We start from the raw sequence: 24,154 nt of genomic DNA on the forward strand, positions 1-24,154 counted from the left end.
GGCAAGAGGGCGGACTCTAGGTGGAGTCACAGAAACGACATCTGGGGGTGGCAATCCGGGCAGCAGGTCACTACCGCGCGCTATTCGGTAGGGGTCTCCGACCCGGGCCACCCCGTCGTCTACCGACGCGTCGGCTCGCCTCGCATATCTGCGGATCCGCCCGAGCCCGCGGCCGCGCCCGTTCCTGCCAAACCGTCGCTACCGCCGGATCCACGCGATCCGGCCGAGGTGCCGGCGCCCTCGGGGGCGGATGCTTTGGGCGCGGACGCCGACACTGTATTGGGATGCCGGGGCAGGGATTTTTTTGTCGCCTGAGGTGGAATCGCCGCTGCGGAAGCTGGCCGCGCAGGGTGTATCTTCCCGGGCTGCGCGAACGAAAGCCCGCTTCCCCATCCCAGCAAAACGAGCAAGCCAGCCGCTGCCCTCTTCTGCACTTTCCATACGTTGTCCATGCTCGGCCTCCGGTGCGTGCCGGTGTTTGAAGCAGCCGACATGCCACCGGTATCCATTCGCAGTCACGATTCTTGCTGCCCCGTCGGCTTTCAGCGTTTTGTTTCGCGCTGAGCCGCCATCGTCAACATCCCCGAAGACGGAGCCCGATATGCACGACGAATTTAAACCGGCCCGGCGCCGTTTGCTCAAGGCCCTGGGGATCACGCTACCCGCCTCGACCACCGTATTCGCTGGCGCGCAAAGCCCAGCGGCACGCACATCCGAGCACCTTCCGGGCATGACTGCCACGCCGGGGCCAAGCGCCACCTCCGGCGCAGCGGCGACTGAACCTGTGAGTCTTTTCTTCAATGCATACGAAAAAGCGGCGGTCGATGCGATCGTTGCGCGCCTGATTCCGGCAGACGAACTCGGGCCCGGTGCGAAAGAGGCTGGCGTCACGGTGTTCCTGGATCGACAACTGGCGGGCAGTTTCGGCAGCGGCGCGAACTTTTATCGCCATGGCCCCTTCCAGCAAGGCACACCGGAACAGGGCTATCAGCTGGCGCTCACGCCGGCGGAATGCTACCGCCTCGGTCTGGCGGCATTGGACCGCGTCTGTGCAAGCCGTTATGGCGGAAAGCGATTCGCCCAGCTCGATGCAGCAACGCAGGACGCGGTGCTTGGCGAGGCTGAGGCCGGGAAACTGCAGATGGACGGTGTGCCGAGCGCGGTGTTCTTCCAGACGCTGTTGGATGGCGCTGTCGAGGGCTATTTTTCCGACCCCATCTACGGCGGCAACCGCGACATGGTGGGCTGGAAGCTGGTCGGTTTTCCGGGCGCAATGGCCAGTTTTGCCAATGACATCGAGCGACACAACCAGCCCTACACGCGTGCGCCTGTTTCGATTGCCACGGCCCACGCGCACGACATGGCGACAGCGCCGCCGCGCTCGGAAGCACAACCGATTGCCTTCGTCGCGCTTGCAAGTAACGAGGTATGCCGCAGCCGCACGGGCGCCGATAACGGAGGCGGCGAATGAAGACATTGCCTCCCGTGGATGCCGTAATCATTGGCGGCGGCTGGACCGGCGCCATCATCGGCAAGGAGTTGGCGGCACATGGCTCGCGTGTGGTGGTGATGGAGCGTGGGCAGCCCCGCTGGCCGTCGCCCGATTTTCAGGCGCCGGCAATCCACGACGAACTGAAATACACGCGCCGGCATGCGCTGCACCAGGACACATCGACCGAGACCTTCACCTTCCGCAACCGCAGCGACCAGGTGGCCTTGCCGATGCGCCGCTGGCAGTTCGCCTATCCGGCCACGCATCTGGGCGGTGCCGGCAACCATTGGTCGGGCGCCTATTACCGGTTCGACCCGACCGACCTCAAGCTGCGCAGCCACTATCGCCAGCGCTATGGCGACCGCATCTTCGACGCCAACCTCACCGCCCAGGACTGGCCCCTCACCTACGACGAGCTGGAACCGTATTACGACCGATTCGACTACCTCATCGGCGCGTCGGGTTTTGCCGGCAACCTGAAGGGGCAGTTGCAACCGGGAGGCAACCCATTCGAGCCGTGGCGCTCGCGTCCGTATCCGAATCCGCCGATGAAGGTGCCGTTTGCATCGGCATTATTCGGCACGGCTGCAGCATCAATGGGATACCACCCCTACATCCAGCCCTCTGCGCTGTGCACGCGTCCGTACGTGAACACCGAGGGGCTGCCGATGAATGCATGCGTGTATTGCGGTTTCTGCTCCAACTTCGGCTGTGAGCATTTTGCGAAGGCGTCCCCGCAAATCTGTGTACTGCCGGCGGCGCTCAAGCTCAACACGTTCGAGTTGCGCACGAACGCCCACGTGCTGAAGGTCGAGCTGGACGAAGCGCGCAAGCATGCCCGGGGCGTGACCTATGCCGACGCCACGGGCCAGCAGTTCTTCCAGCCCGCAGAGATGGTGGTGCTATGTGCGTTCAGCGTTCAGAACGTGCGGCTGCTGCTCCTGTCCGGCATCGGCAAGCCTTACGACGCTGCCACGGGCCAAGGCGTGGTGGGCCGCAATTACACGCACCAGACAACGTCCGGCGTGAACCTGTTCTTCGACGAGAAGACGTGGCTCAACCCCTTCATGGGCGCCGGTGCTGCGGCGGTGACGATCGACGATTTCAGCGCCGACAACTTCGACCACGGCCCGCATGGCTTCGTGGGCGGCGGCTATATCCAGATCCAGGTGGTGAGCGGTGCGCCCATCGGATACCACCCGACCCCGCACGGCACACCGCAGTGGGGCAGCGCCTGGAAGCGCGCCGTGAAGCGCTATTACAACCATTCCGCGTCGATCACGATCACCGGCTCGGCCATGCCGACGCGCGGCGGCTATCTCGACCTGGACCCGACGTACCGCGACGTCTACGGCCTGCCGCTGCTGCGCATCACGTATGACTTTCCCGACAACGACATCCGCATGTCGGCCTTCCTCACCGACCGTGGGAACGCAATCGGCAAGGCCATGCAGGGTGTGGTGGCAACCGAGCCTGGCCCCCGCAAGCGGCCATACACGGCGACGAGCTATCAGTCGACACACCTTACGGGCGGCGCCGCGATCGGCGACGATCCGGCCACCAGTGTCGTCAACCGCTTCGGGCAATGCTGGGATGTGCCCAACGTGTTTGTCACCGGGGCCAGCCTCTTCCCGCAAAACTCCAACTACAACCCCACCGGTACCGTCGGTGCCACCGCGTATTGGATTGCCGACGCCATCAACGCGCGCTATCTGAAATCCCCCGGGAAGGGACTGGTATGACCGAAGACCGCCCGCCCTCTCGCCGCCTGCCGGTCGTTTTATGGCTGCTGCCGTTGCTCGGCATTGCGCTGCCGATCTGCGCGGTCTTCTATGACATGTTGTCGGATCGGGGCATCTCGTCATTTCGTGGGGCAAGCCAGGCGCAAAACCATGCGAAGCCGCTAGGGAACGTGGCGGAAACCGGCACGGCGGTCAGGCGCGCCACCGATTTCATTCCCAAGCCGACGGCATGGTCCGCCCTGCTGGCAAAGGCGCCGCAAGAGGACACCGCGCGCGCGCGGATCCTTGTCACGCAGGGCAGTGGCGCCGTGCCGCCTGCATGCGCGACCTGCCATGGGGCGAAGTCGGTGGCGCCGCAACCGTTTCCTGCGCTGGAGGGATTGCCGGCCGAGTACATCGTCAAGCAACTGCTCGATTACCGCAGCGGCGCGCGGCAATCGTCCGTCATGCGACCGGTCGCGCGCGAGTTGTCGGATAGCGATATCACAGCAGTCGCGCGGTACTACGCGGCGCAAGCGCGGCCGGGCACCGCAGCGCTATCCACGGATGGCGCCGCTGCGAGGCTGCATTGGTCGGGCGACAACGGGCGAGCCCTGCCCGCCTGCGCAGACTGCCACGGCGCTTCGGGGCGTGGCGGCGGCCCGGTCCTGCCACCGCTGACGGGGCAGCCCAAAGGCATGGTCGCTGCGCAGCTCAATGCGTTTCGCTCCGGCACGCGCGCCAACGACGACGACGGCGTCATGCGCGCTTTTGCACACCGCCTGACCGCTGCCGAGATCGAAGGCCTCGACAACTTCTATGCCGCAGCTTCCGCCCCGCAGGGCGGCGTCCGCAAGCCAGCGCAGTAGAAATCGACCTGCCACATCCCGTTCAGATGAGACGGAGCCGCTACTTGCCCCAAGGCGGGGCGTTTCCGTGGTACAACCGGCGCCAGCGTCTCATTCACTTCCTGCATTCAGATCGACATCGGCGCACTTGCGGCCCGATCCACCTGCCTCGCCACCGAGGCACAACGACACCTCCATTTAGAGAAAACCGTGTTCACTTGCATCAACCAGAGCTGCGGCACGCAGTGGCAGCTTTCCGACGTCGTCATCAAAGACGAGGGCCAAGGGCCGCTCTTCCGCTGTGCGCTATGCGGCGCACGCAACTATCTCAAACGCGTCGAAACCAAAGACGGCCGGGTCATCTACAAGCAAATCGAAGGCAAGCCGCTCAAGTGATCCAACGCAACGACATGACCATCGAACCGACCGCCGCGCCTTTCAGCACCCTGCCGCTCGCCCCTGCCGTGCTCGCCAACCTTGCGCAGCTTGGCTACACCGACATGACGCCGATCCAGGCCGCAAGCCTGCCGATCGCTCTTGCGGGCCACGACCTGATCGCACAGGCAAAAACCGGCAGCGGCAAAACCGCAGCGTTTGCGCTGGCCCTCCTCGCACGGCTCGACGCGCGGAGCTTCGACGTGCAGTCGATGGTGCTCTGCCCTACGCGCGAGCTGGCCGACCAGGTTGCGCAGGAGATCCGCCGCTTGGCGCGCGCCGAAGAAAACGTGAAGGTGCTGACGCTGTGCGGCGGCACACCGATGCGCCCGCAGGCGGCAAGCCTGGAGCACGGCGCGCACGTCATCGTCGGCACGCCGGGCCGCATCATGGACCATCTGGAGCGCGGCAATCTCGCGCTTGGTGCACTGAAGACGCTCGTGCTGGACGAAGCCGACCGCATGCTCGACATGGGCTTCTTTGACGACATCGCGACGGTCGTGCGGCAATGCCCGGCCGACCGGCAAACGCTGCTGTTCTCGGCGACGTACCCGGAAGGCATTGCCAAACTGAGCCAGCGGATCCTGCGCAACCCGAAAGAAGTAAAACTCCAAGAGCGCCACGACGACAGCAAGATTCGCCAGCGCTTCTACGAGGTGACCGACAGCCAGCGGCTGCATGCGGTCGGGCTGCTGCTCAAGCACTATCGACCGGTGAGCACGCTCGCGTTCTGCAACACGAAGCAGCAATGCCGCGACCTGCTCGACGTGTTGCGCGCGCAGGGCATTCACGCGCTTGCGCTGCACGGCGAACTCGAACAGCGCGAGCGGGATCAGGTGTTGATCCAGTTTGCGAACCGCAGTTGCTCGGTGCTGGTTGCAACCGACGTCGCCGCGCGCGGGCTCGATATCGCGCAACTCGAAGCGGTGATCAACGTTGACGTGACGCCCGATCCCGAAGTGCACGTGCACCGGATTGGCCGCACAGGCCGCGCCGACGAGAACGGCTGGGCGCTGAGCCTCGCCAGCATGGACGAGATGGGCCGCGTCGGCAATATCGAAGAGGCGATGGGCCGCGAGGTCGAATGGCACAAGCTCGACGAGCTTGATACCGGCAACGATGCGCCGCTGCTGCCGCCCATGGAAACGCTGCAGATTCTCGGCGGACGCAAGGAGAAGATCCGCCCCGGCGATGTGCTGGGCGCCTTGACCGGCGACGCTGGCTTTCGCGGCGACCAGATCGGCAAGATCAACGTGACGGAATTTTCGACCTACGTCGCGGTCGAGCGCGGCATCGCGCGCGACGCGCTGCGCAAGCTCAACGCCGGGACGGTGAAGGGCAAGAAGGTCAGGGTCCGGCTGATGGAGGAGTGACGCCCTCCCCTGCGCCGCCAGCGCCTCAACCCAGCATGGCAGCGGCAACACCCGCCGCCGCACACAACGCCACCACGATCAACGGTGGCGTTTTCCATCGCGCCAGCAGCAGGAACGCAATCACTGCGACGGCAACATCGCTCCATGACCGCACGGCGCTCGTCCAGACCGGCGTGTAAAGGGCAAACGCCAGCAATCCCACCACAGCGGCATTCACACCCGCAAGCAGCGCCGCCATGGAAGGACGCGCGCGCAACGCCTGCCAGTAAGGCAACGCCGCGATGACCAACAGCAGGCCCGGCAGAAAAATACCCACCGTGGCAAGCGCGGCGCCAGCCCAGTGATTGAGCCCCGGGCCGATCGTCCACCCCAGGAACGCGGCGAAGGTGAATAGCGGCCCGGGCACGGCCTGCGCGGCGCCGTAGCCGGCCAGGAAATCGTTTGACGCGACCCAGCCCGTTGCGACTGTCTGCTGCTCCAGCAGCGGAAGTACGACATGACCGCCCCCGAAAACCAACGCGCCCGAACGATAGAACGCGTCGAACACCTTCGCGGGCATCCACGAATGAAGATCCGTCATCAACGGAAGCCCAAACAGGAGCGCGCAGAACAGCACCAGGCTGACGACGCTGGCCATGTGAGACACGCGGAATGCGCCGTCCTGCCCTGCCTTCAAGCCAGCCGGCACCGGACGGGCCGATCGGCACAGCAACAGCCCCAGCACGGCGCCCAGCGCAATCACGACCAGTTGCGCGTAGACGGTCGTCAACGCACCAAGCACGGCAATGCTGATCACCGCGATGCCTGCGCGCTGCCAGTCGGGACAGAGCTTGCGCGCCATGTCCCACACGGCCTGCGCCACCACCGCAACGGCAACGAGCTTCAAACCGTGGATCAGGCCTGCGCCGACCGGGCCGCCCAGGCTCGGCGCGAGCATTGCAAAAGCCAGCAGCAACAGGACGGAAGGTAGCGTAAAGCCGCACCATGCCGCCAAACCGCCGCGCCATCCGGCCCGGAGCAAGCCGACGGAAAACCCGACTTGGCTGCTGGCAGGCCCCGGCAGAAACTGGCACAGCCCCACCAGATCGGTGAATGTTGCGTCGTCGAGCCAGCGCCGGCGCTCCACGAACTCACGGCGGAAGTAACCGATATGCGCGACGGGGCCGCCGAAGCTCGTGAGCCCCAGCTTGAGAAAAACCGCCAGCACTTCCATGGCAGAGCCCGCTTGATGTGTGCGGGACGGTGTGGCGGAAGCGGTCATCGGGGCGGGATATCGATGTTTGAGAAACGCGTATTAGAACATTGCCGCCATGGCTTGGAAGGCAACTAAAGTGGCAGGATAGGCATCGCCGTCACCGTCATCGGACTCTGCCGCGTATCCCATCATGCACTTTGCCCACACCATTGGCGCACAGCGCCATGTGTTCAACGATCTCAAGACGCTCCTGGCCAAAGCCAGTCCGGCGCGCTCCGGCGACTACCTGGCGGGCCTCGCCGCGGCCAGCGAGGGCGAACGCATGGCCGCACGGATGGCGTTGGCGGACGTGCCGCTGTCGGTCTTCCTCAACCAAGCGCTGGTGCCGTATGAAGACGACGAGGTCACGCGCCTGATTCTGGATCGGCACGACGCACAGGCCTTCGAGCCGATCGCCTCGCTCACCGTGGGCGAATTTCGCAACTGGCTGCTCCTGCACGAGACCGACAGCGCGACATTGACGAGCGTCGCCGCGGGCATCACGCCAGAAATGGCCGCCGCGGTCAGCAAGCTGATGCGCAATCAGGATCTGATCGCCGTGGCCCGCAAGTGCCGCGTGGTCACGCGCTTTCGCAACACCATCGGTTTGCCGGGCCGGTTGTCAGTCCGGCTGCAGCCCAATCACCCGACGGATGATCCCAAAGGCATTGCTGCGTCGGTCATCGATGGCCTCCTCTACGGCTGCGGCGACGCGACCATCGGCATCAACCCTGCCGGGGACAATCTCGGCGCCATCGTTTCGCTGCTGCAACTGGTGGATGAGCTGCGCAACCGCTACGCCATTCCCACGCAGTCGTGCGTGCTGACCCACGTGACGAACACGGTGCGCGCCATTGACCAGGGCGCCCCGGTCGACTTGGTATTCCAGTCGGTGGCTGGCAGCGAGCAAGCCAATGCGGGGTTCGGCATCAGCCTCGCATTGCTGGGCGAAGCCCATGACGCAGCGCAAAGCCTCTCGCGCGGCACGGTTGGCAACAACGTGATGTATTTCGAGACCGGCCAGGGCAGCGCGCTGTCGGCCAACGCGCACCACGGCGTCGATCAGCAAACGATGGAAGCGCGGGCCTATGCCGTAGCGCGGGCGTTCTCGCCCTTGCTGGTGAATACGGTCGTCGGCTTCATCGGCCCGGAGTATCTCTATGACGGCAAGCAGATCATCCGCGCCGGATTGGAAGACCACTTCTGCGGCAAGCTGATGGGCCTGCCGATGGGCTGCGACGTCTGCTACACCAACCACGCAGAGGCCGATCAGGACGACATGGATACACTGCTGACGCTGTTTGGCGTGGCGGGCGTCCAATTCATCATGGGCGTGCCGGGCGCTGACGACATCATGCTGAACTACCAGAGCACGTCGTTTCATGACGCGCTTTATCTGCGCGACACACTCGGCCTGCGGCCCGCACCGGAGTTCGAGGCGTGGCTGCAAGGCATGGGCATCGTCGATGCTGCCGGCCGCCTGCAAGACGCGACGGCGCGGCAACCGCTGCTGCAGTTGGCTCACGCGCTGTGAAATCCCTGAGGAAGCCGAACATGCCAAAACACACGCTGGGTCAGCTGAATCCGTGGACGCATCTGCGTGCCTTCACTGACGCCCGAATCGCGCTGGGCCGCGCCGGCAACAGCCAGACCACCGACGCCGTGCTCGCCTTTGGCGTGGCGCATGCCCAGGCGCGCGATGCCGTGCACCTGCCGCTCGATAGCGCCGCGGTGGCGGCAGTACTTGGGGAAGCGGGTTTCACGGCGGTGACGGCCCACAGTGCGGCCGCCGATCGCGCCCAGTATCTGCGCCGTCCCGACCTTGGCCGCCGCCTTGACGATGCGAGCCGCGCAAAACTCGGCGCGTTGCGGCCAGCACAGCCATTCGACGTTGTTTTCGTGATTGCAGACGGGCTCTCCGCATTGGCGGTGCAGAGCCATGCCGTGCCCCTGCTGTGCAGCGTGCGCGAGCGTCTGCCGTGCGACTGGTCGATCGGGCCCGTGGTTATCGCCGAGCAGTCCCGCGTTGCGCTGGGGGATGAGATCGGTGCGCTGCTGGGCGCGCGGCAGGTGGTGATGCTGATCGGTGAGCGACCGGGGCTGAGTTCGCCTGACAGCCTAGGCATTTACCTGACCTACGCGCCGCGTGTTGGCCGCTCCGATGCGGAGCGCAATTGCATTTCCAATGTGCGGCCGGCAGGCCTGACCTATGACCAGGCGGCGAGCCGGCTGGTGTTCCTGCTCAACGGCGCGTTGGCGCTCGGCCGCAGCGGCGTCGACCTGAAGGACGACACCCCACCCGTTTCTGCTGTTGCCTCGGGTACAGCCCGACTTGCCGAACGTCAGAACCCATGACACACTCCCTCCCGCTGCCCACACCGGCAGCACGCAGGCGCGGCTGACGTACCAACGACAGCTGCAACACGCCGCAGGAGAGACCGGGCCCAACGCGCATACGCGTAACGCCCGGCGCCGATGGAGCAACCACCCCGGAAACTCTCAGGCAAAAGGACTGTGGCGTCGACTGCGAATCTGGAGAGAGGCGTGCACGCGCGCGCCCACCGAAGGGGAAGGCGCCAGCGCTGCTGATGCCCAAGCTCTCAGGTCCCAAGACAGATGGGGTGAGCCGACCGGATCGTCCGGTCATGACATCACTCCATAGGGACCGCCATGACGCACATCGTCATCGTCGGCGCCGGCATATCTGGCGTCACTACCGCTTACACGCTTTCGCAACTCGGCTATCAGGTCACGGTGCTCGACCGCCACCTGTATCCGGCCATGGAAACCTCGTTCGCCAACGGCGGCCAGCTTTCCGCCAGCAACGCTGAAGTCTGGAACAGCACCGGCACGCTGCTCAAGGGCATCAAATGGATGCTGCGCAACGACGCTCCGCTGCTGCTCAACCCCAAGCCCTCGTGGCACAAGTATTCGTGGATCGGCGAGTTCGTCGCCAGCATCGCGCACTACCGCCGCAACACCATCGAAACCACCCGCATGGCCATCGAGGCACGCAAGCATCTGTTTGCGATGGCCGAACGGGAGCAGATCGATTTCGACCTGCAGAAGCGCGGCATCCTGCACGTCTATCACGACAAGGCCAGCTTTGCGGCAGCAGGCAAGGCCAACGCCCTGCTCGTCGCCGGCGGGCTTGAGCGCCACGCCGTGAGCCCCGAGGAGATTGCCGCCATTGAGCCGACGCTGCGCGGCAACTACTACGGCGGCTACTTCACCGCATCCGACGCCACGGGCGACATCCACAAGTTCACGCGTGGCCTGGCGCAGGCGTGTGAGAAGCGCGGCGTGCGGTTCATGCACGGCGTGGATGTGCGCGGTGTGGAAACCACCGAAAGCGGCGTGCGCCTGCTGTTGCAAACCACACTCGATGACCGCCTTTCCACCAGCTCGGCGAATGTCGTACAGGACCTTGCCGCAGATGCGATGGTCGTGTGCGCAGGCGTGGGCAGCCGGCATATCGCACAACTGGTGGGCGATCGCATCAACGTGTATCCGGTCAAGGGCTATTCGATCACGGTCCACCTGGACGACGATGCCAGCGTGCAAGGCGCGCCGTGGGTCAGCCTGCTCGATGAGAGCGCAAAGATCGTGACAAGCCGGCTGGGCGCGGGCCGCTTCCGCGTGGCCGGTACGGCAGAGTTCAATGGCTACAATCGCGACATCCGCGCCGACCGCATCGAACCGCTGGTGGCCTGGACGCGCCGCAACTTTGCGATTGGCACGTCGCGCGTGGTGCCATGGGCCGGCTTACGCCCGATGATGCCGGACATGATGCCGCGCGTCGGCCGTGGGCGGCACGCGCGCGTGTTCTACAACACGGGCCACGGGCATCTGGGCTGGACGCTGTCTGGCGCGACCGCTGCCATGGTGGGCGAGGTGATCTCGCGAGATTGCCCGCTGCATTGATCGCAGCATGAAAAAAAGCCCGCCGGAACACTGGCGGGCTTTTTTTCATTGCGGGAATGAACCAAGCGATCAGAACTTGTGCCGCACGCCCAGCATCACGCCCAACCGCGAGTTGTTGCCATACGTGTTGCCCGAATTGTTGAATGCGGCCGCGCTGTTCAGGGCAACCCAGGCGCCCTGCAGGCGGGTGTAGTCCACTTCGGCGTAGACGTCGGTGCGCTTGCTGAAGGCGTAGTCGAGCATGCCAGCGGTGGTCAGGCGCTTACCGCTGGCATCAAGATGTTTCATCCAGTCGTACTGCACGGTGCCGATGAAGCTCAGTGCGCCGGAGATCGGCACCTTTGCACCAACATAGGCGGCCTGGTTCTTGTAGTCGGCCACGTCGAGACGGCTGTTCGTATAGCCGAGGTACCACGTGGCAATCGACGTATCGAGCTTGCCGCCAAAACCCCAGACCGTCTGCTTGCTGGCCTGCGCTGCCGGCACCGCCCCGAAGAACGCCGATGACACATCGCGCGTGACCTGGTACACGGCGCCCACTTCAGCCGGCCCCATGCTGTAGACGATCGAGCCGGCGCCGGCCGAACTCTTGCTGAAGCTGCCAGCCGCCTCGCCAAACGTCCATGCGCCGGCAAGCTGCAGGCCGCCGAACGACTTGATGTATTTGACCGTGTTGTCGTAACGCAGGCCGGTGTAGTTGCCGCCTTGATAGCCGACGATGGAGTTGTTGGCGAACGCCATCGCCTCATACGAAGACAGCACTTCATGCGCCAGCGTGTATTGGCGTCCCAGGTACAGCTTGCCGTAGTCGCCCTCCAGGCCCACCACCGCGGTGCGCCCAAACAGACGTCCGCCCTGCTGGCTGCCGCCGGTATCGGGGAAGAAGCCCGATTCGAGGATGAACATGGCCTTGGTGCCGCCGCCCAGATCTTCGGTGCCGCGCAGGCCCCAGCGGCTGCCGGTCAGCACGCCGTCCATCATCTGCAGATTGCTGTTGCCTGCCGCGTTTTCGTGCGTGCTGTAGCGGATCGTGGTGTCGATCAGCCCATAGAGCGTGACACCGCTCGCGGTTTGCGCTGCCGCTGGCACGCTCGTGGCTCCGAGCACCAATGCGGCAATCATTGTCTTGTTCATGGCTCCCTTGTCTCCTCTTTGGTGTGATGGGTATGGATGTGCGACGGCTGTCCGGGCAACCGCGGTGTTGCGTGGATAGCGCGCACGGCCGCACAACCGTGAGCGCCAGAATTCTCGTGACTCAGTGGTCAGCCGCAGTGGTGGCGCCTCGGCTCAGTTGCGCCTGCACCGCCATGCGCACGGCGGCGTTTGCGGCGCCGTAGCCGAGGTAGCCGTTGCGCTGGACAAGCTCGAAGAAGAAGCGCTCGCGAAACGGTTCGGTGTAGGTGTGCAGAAAATCGCCGTGCGGGTCGCGGTCGTAGAGCAGGCCGTCGTCGTGCAGGCGCGTGACCAGTGCATCGTCGAGCCCGAGCCGGGCAGCGACGTCGTCGTAGTAGTTCTCCGGCACGTGCTGCAGACGTGCGGCACCGCGGTCGATGGCTTCAATGGTTTCGAACAGCCGCTCGGTGCGCAAGGCAATGTGATGCACGCCCGAGCCCGCGTAGGCGGCAATGAACCGGCCGGTGGCCGTACGCCCGCTTTCCGACACGCTGAGCGGAATCCGCACGTTGCGATCGGGGCTCACCATGGCCCGGCTCTTCACGAGACCGTACGGGTCGGCAATCTCCTGCATCGCTTCAGCGTGCATGCCAAAGATGGCGCGGTAGAACAGCACGAAGCTGTCGAGCCGATGCGCCGGCAGCGCCTGTGCAACGTGGTCGATCGATGCCCACCCTGCTGCCTCGTCCTGCACCTGCGGCAGCAAGACAAAATCGTTCTCGTAGATGCTGCGATCGGCTTGGCGATCGTCGATCAGATAGAGCAACGTGCCGTCCGGGGCGCGCAGCGCCGGAATGCTGCGCTCCCTCGGCCCGACCGGCCCGCGCCATTCCTGGGCGCACAACTCGCGCGCGCGTGCCATGGCGCGCTCGGCATCGTCCACCTTCAGGCCGATCGCACAGACAGAGGGCCCGTGCAACTCGAAATGCTCCGACGCCGCGCTGTCCTGCTCCATGTTCAGGATCACGTTGACGCGGCCTTGCCGATACAGGTCAACGGCCTTGGAGCGGTGGTGTCCGGCAAAGGCGAAACCCAGCGCGCGCAGGCGCGCTTCAAGCTCCCGGCCCGCCGCGGCATCCACCGCAAACTCCAGGAAATCCACGCCTTCAAACCGGGCCGCCGCCGGCAGCTCCGCACCGCCAGCTTCGGACTCCAGCCAGAGCAGCGAACGCATGCCGTCCAGCGCGGTCAGCCGCGCGGGCGCCGAGCGGAATTCGTCATTGAAGACTTCCAGTGACAGCGGCCCCGTATAGCCCGCGGCAAGCAAATCGCGCGCAAAGTCCGTCACCGCCAGATCGCCCTGCCCCGGGAAGTTGCGGTGATGCCGGCTCCAGGACAGCACGTCCATCGACAATTTCGGGGCATCCGCAAACTGCACAAAGAAGAGCTTGTCTGCCGGCACATCGCTGAGACCCTCCAGGGAGTCGCCCAGCGAGAGCGTATGGAAGCTGTCGAGAATCAGCCCCAGCGCAGGGTGGTCAGCCTGCCGTACGATCTGCCACGCCTGGCGCCAGGTTCGCGTGTGGCGCCCCCAGGCCAGGGCCTCATAACCTACGCGCAGCCCGCGCCGCGCCGCTGCGTCTGCCATCTGCCGCAGGTCGTCCGCCGCGCGCGCCGGATCGTCGATGGCGAACTCCTGCACGTTGCTGCAGACCAGCACCATCTCGACGCCCAGCTCGGTCATCACGTCGAACTTGCGCTCGGCGCGGGCGAGATTTCGGGCGAACAGCTCATGCGGCATGGCCTCGAAATCGCGGAACGGCTGGTACAGCAGGATCGCCAGCCCAAGGTCGGCCGCCATCTGCCGCACGCGGGCCGGGGAGCCGTCGAAGTTCAGCAGATCGTTTTCGAAGATCTCGATGCCATCAAAACCAGCTGCGGCCGCCGCTTCCAGCTTTTCAGGCAGCGTGCCGGACAGGCAGACGGTGGCAATGCATTTGGGATGGCGTGCTGCGCGGGGCGAATTCATGGCGATGCGTTGTCTGACGATGCCCGCAGCGTAGGTGGGCACACCCCGCGCTCACAAGCGGCATTCGCGCAACAGCGTGCGATGATCGTACAATCGTGCGCACATATCGCTCGTTTTTAGGGTTATCGCCATGACGAAGGAACCGCTGAACCGGCGCGACTGGATCGCCGGGCTGGAAAAAGGGCTCGCGATCCTGGAGGCGTTCGACCACGAGCACCCGAGGCTGACGCCCACGCAGGCCGCCGAGCTGACCGGCCTGACGCGCACCGCCGCGCGCCGCTACCTCCTGACGCTGGAGCATCTGGGCTATCTCACCAGCGAAGGGACGCTCTTCAGCCTGACGCCGCGCGTGCTGAAGGTGGGCTGGTCGTACTTCGATTCGGCGCGCCTGCCGCGCACGGTGCAGCCGTTCCTGCAGCAGGTGACGGCCGCCGTCGGCGAGGTGGCGTACCTGAGCGTGCTGGACGATTGGGAGCTCGTCTTCATCTCGCGCACCAGTACGAGCCGAGTCATGAGCACGGGCTTCGTGCTGGGTGCGCGCGTGCCGGCGCCGCTGGCCTCGGCCGGCGTAATGATGCTGGCCGCGCAACCCGAGCAGAAGGTCAAGGCGTGGCTGGAAACCTGTGTGCTGACGCCCTATACGCCCTACACGATCCTGCAGCGGGACCGCCTGTTCGATGAAATCCGCAAAGCTGCCCGGCAGGACTACGCCGTGGTCGAGCAGCAGCTGCAGATTGGTGTGCGCGGGGTCGCGGTACCGCTGCGCGATCGGCATGGCAACGTGATCGCCGCACTCAGCGTGAACATGCAAGTCGGTGAAGAAACCACGGAGCATGCATTGCAACGCGTGCTGCAGGTGCTGCAGGACACGGCCCTGTCGATCATGCGCGTGCTGTAGCCGGCCACGTCCCCCTCGTTATCCCGGAACGCCATGCTTTGACACAGGTACGGACTCGGAGAAACCCTTGAGTCGTACGTTATTCGCACCATGTTGTGCGATTATCGAACGAATGCAATCGGCAATTGCTTGTGCGCCGCCCCGCGGGCGGACTACGCTGCGTTGCGTGTACAGACGGCCCTTCATCGAACGAATCGCGCGAATTGCACGATAGGCCGCACAGATAAAACCCGGAGACCACCATGACCGCAGCCCCTGCCCACGAGCCCCTGGGCAAGCACCAGTCGAAAAAAGCCGCCGCCAGCGGCTGGATCGGCTCGGCGCTCGAGTACTACGACTTCTTCATCTACGCCACCGCAGCGGCGTTGATCTTCCCGCAGATTTTCTTCCCCAAGGGCGACCCCAAGACGGCCATCATCGCGTCGCTGGCGACGTACGGGGTGGGTTACATCGCGCGGCCCATCGGTGCATTCGTGCTCGGCCATCTGGGCGACACGCACGGGCGCAAGAGCGTGCTGCTCTGGTGCATGTTCCTGATGGGCTTTTCGACCATTGGCGTGGGCCTGCTGCCCACGTATGACCAAGTCGGCCTGTGGGCGCCGACACTGCTGGTGATCATGCGCCTGATCCAGGGCTTTGCCGTGGCTGGCGAAATCTCGGGCGCCAGCTCGATGATCCTGGAGCATGCACCTTTTGGCCGGCGCGGCTTCTACGCGAGCTTTACGCTGCAAGGTGTGCAGGCGGGCCAGATCCTGGCGGCCGCCGTGTTCCTGCCCCTTGCCCACTACATGCCTGCCGACCAGTTCAACGCCTGGGGCTGGCGCATTCCGTTCCTGCTGAGCTTCGTGGTCATCATCGCCGGCTACGTCATCCGCCGCGAAGTGCACGAAACCCCGGCCTTTACCGCTGAGCAGCAGCAACAAGGCCGCCCGCGCTCGCCCGTGATCGACGCTTTCAAATACAGCATGCCGGACATGCTGCGCGTGGTCTGCATGGCGCTGATGAACGTGATTCCGGTGGTGGCGACCATCTTTGGCGCAGCCTATGCCGTGCAGCCGGCGTACGGCATCGGCTTCGCCAAGGACATCTACCTGTGGATTCCGGTCGTGGGCAACATCGTTGCGGTGCTCGTCATTCCGTATGTTGGCGACCTGTCCGACCGCATTGGCCGCAAGCCGCCGATCGTGATCGGTTCGCTGCTCGCTGGCGTGCTCGCGTTTGCCTACCTGTACGCCATCAGCATCAAGAACGTGCCGTTCGCATTTGTCATGTCGATCCTGATGTGGGGCGTCGTCTATCAGGGCTACAACGCGGTCTTCCCGAGCTTCTATCCGGAACTGTTCCCGACGCGCACCCGTGTGTCGGCCATGGCGATTTCGCAGAACGTGGGCACGGCCATCACCGCCATGCTGCCGGCCCTCTTCACCGCCGTGGCCCCGCCGGGAGCCGCCAACATCTGGCTGACCGTGGGCGTCATTGCCTTTGGCGTAACGGTGATTTCCGCCGTGGCCGCCATGACCGCACGCGAGACGTATCGCATCCATATGGACGACCTGGGCCAGCCAGCCGCCCAACCCGTCGACAAGGCCGAATATGCCCGCCAGCGGGCCGGAGCCTTGGCCGCCTGAAACACGCTTCTCCTGAACCATGATTTCTGGAAAAACCACCCTCATCGCCCACATCGGCTACCCGACCGAGACATTCAAGTCGCCGATGATCTACAACCCCTGGTTCGAGCAAAAAGGCATCGATGCCGTTGTGGTGCCCATGGGGGTCAAGGCGGAGGACTACGCGCAGAGCTTCGAATCGATCTGCCGTTTCACCAACCTGCGCGGTGCCCTCATCACCATGCCGCACAAGGTGACGACGGTGGATCTGGTCGATGAAGTCACGCCCGCCGTGCGTATTGCGGGCGCCTGCAATGCGGTCCTCAAGCGCGATGACGGCACGTTGCTGGGCGACCAGTTCGACGGTGCCGGCTTCGTGCGCGGCGTGCAGCGCAAGGGACGCCAGCTCGAAGGCGCGCGTGTGCTGCTCTCGGGAGCCGGTGGTGTCGGCTCGGCGATTGCGGCGTCGTTGGCCGCTGCGGGGGTGGGCGAGCTGGCCCTGTATGACACCCGCGCAGAATCGGCTGAATCGCTGGGCCGACGTCTGCGCGAGCACTACCCCGCGCTGGTGGTGCGTACCGGTTCGAATGATCCGGACGGCTTCGATGTGGTCGTCAACGCCACGCCAGTCGGCATGAAGGAAGACGATCCACTGCCCTTCGACGTGGCCCGCATCGCGCCGAGCTGCTTTGTCGGCGAGGTCGTCATGAAATCCGAGTACACGCCGCTGCTGCGTGCGGCGCTCGACAAGGGTTGCGACGTCCAGGTCGGCACCGACATGCTGTTCGAGATGATTCCCGCGTATCTGGAGTTCTTCGGCTTCGGCACCGCCACCGCAGATGAACTGCGGCGCAGCGCCGCCATCGCCTACTGACCCGATGACGCGTCGCCCTCTGAGCTTTGCCCTGCTGCTGCCGCTATTGCTATCGGCGCAGCCGGTCGCGACCGACAGTTACCTCCCCGCCCTGCCAGCCATTGCGCAGACGCTGGGATCGGCCAGCACGAGCCTCACGGTCTTCGCGCTGGCCTTTGGCATTGGGCAGCTGCCGATGGGAAGCCTGGCAGATCGGTTTGGCCGGCGTCAGGTGCTGCTGATCGGGCTCGCGTGCTATGCCATGGGTGCGCTGGCCGGCGCGCTGGCGACAACCGCCTCCATGTTGACCGCCGCACGCGCCGTACAAGGTTTCTCGATGGCCGCCATCCTGGTGTGCGCGCGCGCTGCCGTACGCGACCTGCACCCCGCACGCGATGGTCCGCACGTCATGGCGCGTGGTCTGACGGGGCTGGGCTTCGTGGCGTTGATGGCACCGATCATCGGCGCCTTTGTCGCGCAACACGCAGGTTGGCGCTGGGTACTGGCGGGCATGAGCTTCTATGCACTCGTGCTTTGGGCGATGTGCTGGTACGGCTTTGCCGAAACCCGGCAGGAGACACACACTCAGGCGGGCAGCGTGCGCGAGATCTTTGCCAGCGCGGATTTTCGCGTCTGGGGGCTGCTGGCGGCGACCACCTACGCCGGCATGTTCTGCTTCCTGCTGCTCTCGCCGATGGTCTATATCGCGTACCTTGGCCTGTCACCCGAGCTGTATGGCTGGATACCGGCCGGCGGCTCGCTCGTCTATATCCTCAGCACGACCGGCTGCCGGCGCCTGCTGCGTCGCCAGAGCCTTGTGCGGACGGTGCAGCAAGGCGCAACGCTCAGCCTAATCGGCGCCGGCATCCAGGGCTTGGGCTGCTGGCTGCTTCCCGGGCACGCGTGGCCGCTGCTGCTCGGGCACGCCGTCTATTGCATGGGCCACGGCATTCATCAACCTTGCGGCCAGGCGGGCGCGGTGGGCGAGCTGCCACATCTTGCCGGGCGTGCCGTGTCATGGTCGGGTTTCATCATGATGCTGGCGGCCTTCTGCCTGGGGCAGACCGCCGCGTCCTTTGACGACGCATCGCACACCCTCGGTGCCTGGCCCATGGTGGTGCCGATGATGCTTGCCGGCACCGTGCTGGCGTCCATTGCGTTCCTTTGGCTGCCGAAGTTGAAGAGCCAGCCGAATCCACAAAGCGCTGCCGCATAGCGACTGCGAGATGCGCATTGCCACGCGCGTGGTACACAATGCGGTGTCTGCATTCTTTGCTTCAGCCACAGGAGTTTGACCATGAGCCGCAACGCCGACCTGCCATTCAAGACCGCCGGCTTGGAGTTCATCGAGTTCGCCACGCAAGCGCCGGCAGCGCTCGGCCAAGTGTTCGCATCGCTGGGCTTCAAGGCCATCGCGCGGCACGTCAGCAAGGACGTCACGTTGTACCGGCAAGGCGACATGAACTTCCTCGTCAACGCTGAGGCCGATTCCTTTGCGCACCGCTGGGCCGAGGAGTATGGCGTCGGCATCTGCGCCATCGGTATCCGCGTCGACGATGCCCAGCACGCCTACGACCGCGCCGTCGAACTGGGCGCATGGCCGGCCGAGGCCGAGCCGATCGGCCCGAGCGAGCTGGTAATACCGGCCATCCAGGGCGTGGGCGATACGCACCTGTATTTTGTCGACCGCTGGCGCGGCAAGCACGGTACTCGGGGCGGCCTGGGCGACATCTCCATCTACGACATCGACTTCCGGCCGCTGGATGCGGCTACCGCGTATGAGGACTGGCACCACGCCGGCGTCGGCCTGGCGCGCGTCGACCACCTGACGCAGACCGTCGGCCCCGGCCGCCTGCAGGATTGGATCGACTTCTACCGCAATCAGCTCGGCTTCAGCGAAATCCACGAACTGCACGCCAACTGGCACGTCGCGGCCGATTCCCGCGTGATGGTGTCGTCGTGCGGCATGATCCGGATTCCGCTCTATGAAGAAGGCACGCACCGCGCGCACCTCATGCACGCCTACCTGCCCGACCACCCCGGCGAAGGTGTGCAGCACATTGCGCTGGCCACCGACGACATCCTGCGCACCGCCACCGCGCTTGCCGCCAACGGGCTCACCTTCGTCGAGCCACCCGCGCACTACTACGACACCGTCGACGCGCGACTGCCCGGCCATGGATTGGATCTGGACGCCCTGCGCCGATACGGCATCCTGGTCGACGGCGAAATCGTCGGCGGCGTGCCCAAACTGTTCCTGCAGACCTTCATCAAGCGCCATCCGGGCGAAATCTTCTTCGAGATCGTGCAGCGGCGCGGGCACCACGGATTCGGCGAGGGCAATCTGCCGGTGTTGACTGCGGCGGCCTGATCCCGGGGAAACGTCGCATACAAAAAGCCCGCCAAGTTTCGGCGGGCTTTTTTTCGTACTGCGGGTGCTGCGATGCCGATCAATAACCAGCTGCCAGCCCCGTGTTGCGACGCGGATCATTCGCGCCATAGAAGCGGTTGTTGCCGACCGGCTTGCCGCCCAGCGACGGCGCACCGACGATGATCGCCGCCAGATGGTTTGCCGGCTGCGGCGCACCCAGGTTATGGCCCATCGACGTCAGGATCTTGCGCGTATCTTCGGACAGCGCATACGGCTCGACGTTGGTCACATCCGGCAGCCATTGCTGATGGAAGCGCGGCATGTCGACGGCCTCCTGCACGTTCATGCCGTAGTCGATCGCGTTGATCATGGTGAGCATGACGGCGGTGATGATGCGGCTGCCGCCCGGCGTGCCCACCACCATGACAGGCTTGCCGTCCTTGGTGACGATGGTCGGGCTCATCGACGACAGCGGACGCTTGCCCGGGGCGATCGAGTTGGCCTCGCCCTGCACCAGGCCGTACAGGTTCGGCACGCCGACCTTGGCAGTGAAGTCGTCCATCTCGTCGTTCAGGATCACGCCCGTCTTGGCGGCCGTGACCTTCGCACCAAACCAGTCGTTGAGCGTGTACGTGACGGACACCGCGTTGCCGTACTTGTCGGCAATCGAGTAGTGCGTCGTGTTGCTGCCTTCATGCGGCTCGACGCCCGGCTTGATGTCCTTCGACACGCCAGCCTTCTTCGGGTCGATCACGGCACGGATCTTGGCTGCGTAGTCCTTGCTCAGCAGGCGGTCCAGCGGGTTCTTCACGAAGTCCGGATCGCCCAGGTAGCTGTTGCGGTCCACATAGGCGTGGCGCATGGCTTCGATCTGGTAATGCGTCGCCTGCGCGGAATGCCAGCCCAGGTCCTTGAGCGGATAGCCTTCCAGGATGTTCAGCATTTCGCAGATGATCACGCCGCCCGAGCTCGGGGGCGGTGCCGACACCACGTGGTAGCCACGGTAGTCGCACTCGACCGGCGCCAGTTCGCGCGTCTTGTAGCTGACGAGGTCTTCTTGCGTGATGAGGCCACCACCGGCCTTGCTCGATGCAGCAATGGCCTGCCCGACCCAGCCCTTGTAGAAGCCGTCGGTGCCCTTGTTGCTGATCTCACGCAGCGTCTTGGCCAGGTCGCGCTGGACGAGCTTCTCGCCCACCTGGAACGGCTGGCCCTTGTTCAGGAAGATCGCGCCCGATGCGGCGTCTTCCTGGAAGTCCTTGGTGGACGTGTGCAGCATGTCGACGTCGCCCTGATCGAGGGTGAAACCCTTCTCGGCCAGCGCGATGGACGGCGCGATCAGTGCAGCGCGTTGCATGGTGCCGTACTTCTGACGGGCGTATTCCATGCCCGACACGGTGCCCGGCACACCCACGGCCAGATGGCCCTTGGTGGATGCGCCCTTGATGACGTTGCCGTCCTTGTCCAGGTACATGTTGGCGGTGGCGGCCTTCGGGGCGACTTCACGGAAGTCGAGGAAGGTCTTGCGGCCATCGGCCAGCTGGATGGTCATGAAACCACCGCCGCCGAGGTTGCCCGCGGCCGGATACACCACGGCCAACGCGTAGCCCACGGCCACGGCAGCGTCGACCGCGTTACCGCCGCGCTTGAGCACTTCCACGCCGACCTTGCTGGCCAGGTGCTGTGCCGAGACGACCATGCCGTTCTCTGCGGCCATGGGGGCGACAGACGCCGCATGTGCGACGGTCGTGATGCTGATCGATGCGATTGCGGCGGTGATCCACCGCATGCCTGTTCTGGGATTCTGCATAGGAGCTCCTTTGGTACCTTCATGGACGCCGGTCGTGCCAGCGTACGTGTTATGGCGCGCGAACCTTATCAGGCGCTGCGCTGGGGCACTATAGCCTCATCCCCGTATTGACGCATTGCGCCGGCAGTGAGACGGCGCGTATCGCTAACCCAGTGGCACCTCGAGCCCGACTTTCACGCGGTTGAGCACCACGGCCGTGCGATACCACTTGATGTTGTCGTTGTCGTCGAACAGGCGTCGCGCGAGGGCTTCGTACTCCGTCATCGTGGCTACGTTGAGGATCAGGACGAAATCGGCCTCGCCCGTTACGTAGTAGCACTGCTGCACCTCGGGGCCGCAGAGCGCCTTCTTGAGCGCAACCATCGCCGCGGTATTCGTGCGCTCGGCATGCACCTCGACGATCACGGTGATGGGTTTGCCGACCCGCTCGGGGTCGACCACTGCCACGTTGCCGACGATGATGCCCGCCTCCTCCATCCGCTTGATACGCCGCTGCACGGCTGCGGTCGATAGATTGACCTCCTCCCCGATCACACGCAGCGGCGTGGTGTAGCAGCGCTGCACCGCATTCAGGATGGCGATGTCGAAGGCGTCGAGTTCGAGCGATTTCTGAGGGGCCATGGCCAGGCTTGTGGCGAGAAATTTTTGCGTCTGGCTGGGCAGAATAGCGGAAATTGCTCTGCCGACGTGACATAGGATTTCGTCATCATTTCGTTCGCAGAGGCCATCCAATGCATTGGCAATCCCAGCTCGTCAGCCCCGAAATGCTCGCTCCTGGCGGCTTTCGTTCGTTGGTGACGCCCGTCTACCGCGGCTCAACCGTGCTGTTCGACAACGCAGCGCAGGTCGTGGACGATTGGCGCCATGCGCAGTACGGCTATACCTACGGCCTGTACGGCACGCCAACCGCCATTGAATTGGGGGCGCGGATTGCGCAACTGGAGCGCGCACGCCACAGCTTTATCGTCCCGGGCGGGCAGGCTGCCATCGCGCTCGTCTACCTGGCCTGCTGCGGCGCGGGCAGCCACGCGCTGGTGCCGTTCAGCGCGTACGGGCCCAATCGCAGCATGGCTGCCGGCCTGCTCAAACGCATGGGCATCGAAGTCGAAACCTACGACCCGCTCATCGGCGCCGGCATCGCGGGGCGCATCCAAGCGAACACCGCGCTGGTTTGGACCGAAAGCCCCGGCTCGGTCACGATGGAAATCCAGGACGTGCCGGCCATCGTGGCCGCGGCGCACGCGCGCGGCGTGCCGGTGGCGCTCGACAACACCTATGCGGCGGGCGTGTATTTCGATGCCTTCGCGCACGGCGTGGATATCAGCGTGCAAGCGCTGACAAAGTACGTGGGCGGCCACAGCGACCTGTTGCTCGGCTCCGTCTCGGTCAATTCGGAAGCGATGTTCGAGCGCGTGGGCAGCGCGTTTGCCGACCTCGGCATGGGCGCCTCGCCCGATGATTGCAGCCTCGCGCTGCGTGGCCTGCAAACGCTGGGGCTGCGGCTGGAGCGCCTGCAAGCCTCCACGCTGGCGGTAGCGCGTTGGCTGCATCTGCAGAACTGCATTGCCACCGTGCTGCATCCGGCGCTCCCGTCCTGCCCCGGCCATGAACTCTGGAAGCGCGACTTTACCGGCACGACGAGCGTGTTTTCGGTGGTCTTCCAGGAAAGCGTTTCTGCCGAACAGGTCAACGCGTTCATCGATGCGCTGCGCATGTTCCGGATCGGCATGAGCTGGGGCGGCACCAGCAGCCTCGTGATGCCCTATCCGGACTTGGCGCGGCCGAACCGCCACTACCGCGGCCGCCTGGTGCGGCTCAATGTCGGGCTGGAAGCACCGGAAGACCTGATTGCCGATCTGCGGCAAGCCATGGCCCGTGCAGGCATCCAGGAGCCCGTCGTGGCGTAACCGCCAGCACGTCAGTCAACCGCGGCAAACGGCGGCGCGCGCCGCTTCACCGTTTGCGCCTTGACGATGGCGGTGTTGGTTTCGGCGTGATACGCCACGCGATCGAGAATCTCATCGAGCTGATCGATCGAGCGCACATACAGGCGGGCGATGAAGCAATCCTCGCCGGTGACCTTGTCGCATTCGCCGATCTCCGGAATCTCTTCGATTAGCTGCTGCACGATATGCAGCTTGCCCGGCATGGGCCGCACGCGCACGATGGCCTGCAGCGTGTAGCCCAGCGCAGTCGGGTCGATGTCGACGGTGTAATTGCGGATCACGCCGCGTTCTTCCAGCCGGCGCAGGCGCTCCGACACGCTCGGGGACGACAGCCCCACCTGCTCGGCCAGCTGCTTGAGCGAGATGCGGGAATCGGTCAACAGGACGTCAAGAATGCGCTTGTCCAGGGCGTCAATCGCGTTCATTTTCTCTTCCGCAATCGGTTGAGGCATTTCGCCTTATTTCATGAAAAACAACGTGAATTTTGCCTTAGAAAAGCA

The 24,154-nt window shown here is 64.8% G+C and carries 20 protein-coding genes and 1 riboswitch; of the genes, 14 read left to right on the plus strand and 6 right to left on the minus strand.

Features of this window, described 5'->3' with window-relative positions; all coding sequences use genetic code 11:
- Window positions 1-601 precede the first annotated feature (601 nt).
- The 5 genes from R2669_RS01130 to dbpA all read left to right on the plus strand — a co-directional run bounded on the left by R2669_RS01130 (window position 602) and on the right by dbpA (window position 5,869).
- Window positions 602-1,471, plus strand: coding sequence for a gluconate 2-dehydrogenase subunit 3 family protein (locus R2669_RS01130; RefSeq protein ID WP_316898062.1), 870 nt, complete (start codon window positions 602-604; stop codon window positions 1,469-1,471).
- Entirely contained in the window at window positions 1,468-3,234 is a 1,767-nt protein-coding gene (locus R2669_RS01135; protein ID WP_316898064.1) for a GMC family oxidoreductase, read from the plus strand. The genes R2669_RS01130 and R2669_RS01135 overlap by 4 nt, the downstream gene beginning before the upstream one ends.
- The gene (locus tag R2669_RS01140; RefSeq protein ID WP_316898066.1) at window positions 3,231-4,082 is read left to right on the plus strand and encodes a c-type cytochrome; all 852 of its coding nucleotides are present in this window, start codon (window positions 3,231-3,233) and stop codon (window positions 4,080-4,082) included. The genes R2669_RS01135 and R2669_RS01140 overlap by 4 nt, the downstream gene beginning before the upstream one ends.
- A 189-nt stretch (window positions 4,083-4,271) precedes the next feature.
- Window positions 4,272-4,457 carry a hypothetical protein gene (locus tag R2669_RS01145; protein ID WP_009241699.1) on the plus strand — a complete coding sequence of 62 codons (186 nt, stop codon included), beginning with the start codon at window positions 4,272-4,274 and terminating at the stop codon, window positions 4,455-4,457.
- 14 nt (window positions 4,458-4,471) lie between these two features.
- Window positions 4,472-5,869, plus strand: a complete 1,398-nt coding sequence (gene dbpA, locus R2669_RS01150; protein WP_316891179.1) for an ATP-dependent RNA helicase DbpA — start codon at window positions 4,472-4,474, stop codon at window positions 5,867-5,869.
- 25 nt (window positions 5,870-5,894) lie between these two features.
- Here the strand turns inward: dbpA and chrA are convergent, their stop codons facing one another.
- Complete coding sequence (gene chrA, locus R2669_RS01155) at window positions 5,895-7,130, minus strand: chromate efflux transporter (RefSeq protein ID WP_316898069.1); 1,236 nt, start codon at window positions 7,128-7,130, stop codon at window positions 5,895-5,897.
- Between the two features lie 124 nt (window positions 7,131-7,254).
- On the opposite strand from chrA, the gene R2669_RS01160 reads away from it, so the two are divergent.
- The 3 genes from R2669_RS01160 to R2669_RS01170 all read left to right on the plus strand — a co-directional run bounded on the left by R2669_RS01160 (window position 7,255) and on the right by R2669_RS01170 (window position 11,027).
- A complete protein-coding gene (locus R2669_RS01160) occupies window positions 7,255-8,637 on the plus strand; it encodes an ethanolamine ammonia-lyase subunit EutB (protein WP_316898071.1) in 1,383 nt (460 codons plus the stop codon).
- 20 nt (window positions 8,638-8,657) lie between these two features.
- Window positions 8,658-9,458, plus strand: a complete 801-nt coding sequence (gene eutC / locus R2669_RS01165) for an ethanolamine ammonia-lyase subunit EutC (protein WP_316898073.1) — start codon at window positions 8,658-8,660, stop codon at window positions 9,456-9,458.
- A 64-nt stretch (window positions 9,459-9,522) separates the two neighbouring features.
- A riboswitch (glycine riboswitch) is annotated at window positions 9,523-9,628 on the plus strand.
- 145 nt (window positions 9,629-9,773) lie between these two features.
- Window positions 9,774-11,027, plus strand: a complete 1,254-nt coding sequence (locus R2669_RS01170) for a D-amino acid dehydrogenase (protein WP_147217450.1) — start codon at window positions 9,774-9,776, stop codon at window positions 11,025-11,027.
- A 69-nt stretch (window positions 11,028-11,096) separates the two neighbouring features.
- On the opposite strand, the gene R2669_RS01175 is transcribed toward R2669_RS01170, so the two are convergent.
- Both R2669_RS01175 and R2669_RS01180 read right to left on the minus strand, forming a co-directional pair.
- Window positions 11,097-12,161, minus strand: a complete 1,065-nt coding sequence (locus tag R2669_RS01175; RefSeq protein ID WP_316898075.1) for a porin — start codon at window positions 12,159-12,161, stop codon at window positions 11,097-11,099.
- A 121-nt stretch (window positions 12,162-12,282) separates the two neighbouring features.
- Window positions 12,283-14,169, minus strand: coding sequence for a bifunctional sugar phosphate isomerase/epimerase/4-hydroxyphenylpyruvate dioxygenase family protein (locus R2669_RS01180; protein ID WP_316898078.1), 1,887 nt, complete (start codon window positions 14,167-14,169; stop codon window positions 12,283-12,285).
- 130 nt (window positions 14,170-14,299) lie between these two features.
- Between R2669_RS01180 and R2669_RS01185 the strand changes: the two genes are divergently transcribed.
- From R2669_RS01185 to R2669_RS01205, 5 genes are all read left to right on the plus strand, one after another.
- Complete coding sequence (locus R2669_RS01185) at window positions 14,300-15,067, plus strand: IclR family transcriptional regulator domain-containing protein (protein WP_147217454.1); 768 nt, start codon at window positions 14,300-14,302, stop codon at window positions 15,065-15,067.
- A gap of 242 nt (window positions 15,068-15,309) precedes the next feature.
- Window positions 15,310-16,695: an MFS transporter gene (locus R2669_RS01190; RefSeq protein ID WP_147217456.1), complete on the plus strand. Its 1,386-nt coding sequence runs from the start codon at window positions 15,310-15,312 to the stop codon at window positions 16,693-16,695.
- Between the two features lie 19 nt (window positions 16,696-16,714).
- Window positions 16,715-17,548: a shikimate dehydrogenase family protein gene (locus R2669_RS01195; protein ID WP_316898080.1), complete on the plus strand. Its 834-nt coding sequence runs from the start codon at window positions 16,715-16,717 to the stop codon at window positions 17,546-17,548.
- A 4-nt stretch (window positions 17,549-17,552) separates the two neighbouring features.
- Entirely contained in the window at window positions 17,553-18,743 is a 1,191-nt protein-coding gene (locus R2669_RS01200; protein WP_316898082.1) for an MFS transporter, read from the plus strand.
- An 81-nt stretch (window positions 18,744-18,824) separates the two neighbouring features.
- On the plus strand, window positions 18,825-19,898 hold the full coding sequence (locus R2669_RS01205; protein ID WP_316898084.1) for a 4-hydroxyphenylpyruvate dioxygenase family protein: 1,074 nt from the start codon (window positions 18,825-18,827) through the stop codon (window positions 19,896-19,898).
- Window positions 19,899-19,977: 79 nt separating this feature from the next.
- Here the strand turns inward: R2669_RS01205 and ggt are convergent, their stop codons facing one another.
- Together ggt and R2669_RS01215 are read right to left on the minus strand one after the other, a co-directional pair.
- A complete protein-coding gene (gene ggt / locus R2669_RS01210; RefSeq protein ID WP_316898085.1) occupies window positions 19,978-21,708 on the minus strand; it encodes a gamma-glutamyltransferase in 1,731 nt (576 codons plus the stop codon).
- Between the two features lie 144 nt (window positions 21,709-21,852).
- Window positions 21,853-22,329 carry an Lrp/AsnC family transcriptional regulator gene (locus R2669_RS01215; RefSeq protein WP_316898086.1) on the minus strand — a complete coding sequence of 159 codons (477 nt, stop codon included), beginning with the start codon at window positions 22,327-22,329 and terminating at the stop codon, window positions 21,853-21,855.
- A gap of 110 nt (window positions 22,330-22,439) precedes the next feature.
- Here R2669_RS01215 and R2669_RS01220 point away from each other — a divergent pair, with 110 nt between their 5' ends.
- Window positions 22,440-23,615, plus strand: a complete 1,176-nt coding sequence (locus R2669_RS01220) for a cystathionine beta-lyase (protein ID WP_316898088.1) — start codon at window positions 22,440-22,442, stop codon at window positions 23,613-23,615.
- An 11-nt stretch (window positions 23,616-23,626) separates the two neighbouring features.
- Here the strand turns inward: R2669_RS01220 and R2669_RS01225 are convergent, their stop codons facing one another.
- Window positions 23,627-24,079: an Lrp/AsnC family transcriptional regulator gene (locus R2669_RS01225; RefSeq protein WP_147217465.1), complete on the minus strand. Its 453-nt coding sequence runs from the start codon at window positions 24,077-24,079 to the stop codon at window positions 23,627-23,629.
- Window positions 24,080-24,154: the final 75 nt, after the last annotated feature.

Origin of the sequence: Ralstonia edaphi (assembly GCF_958350185.1) — a bacterium.
Classification (GTDB): domain Bacteria; phylum Pseudomonadota; class Gammaproteobacteria; order Burkholderiales; family Burkholderiaceae; genus Ralstonia; species Ralstonia edaphi.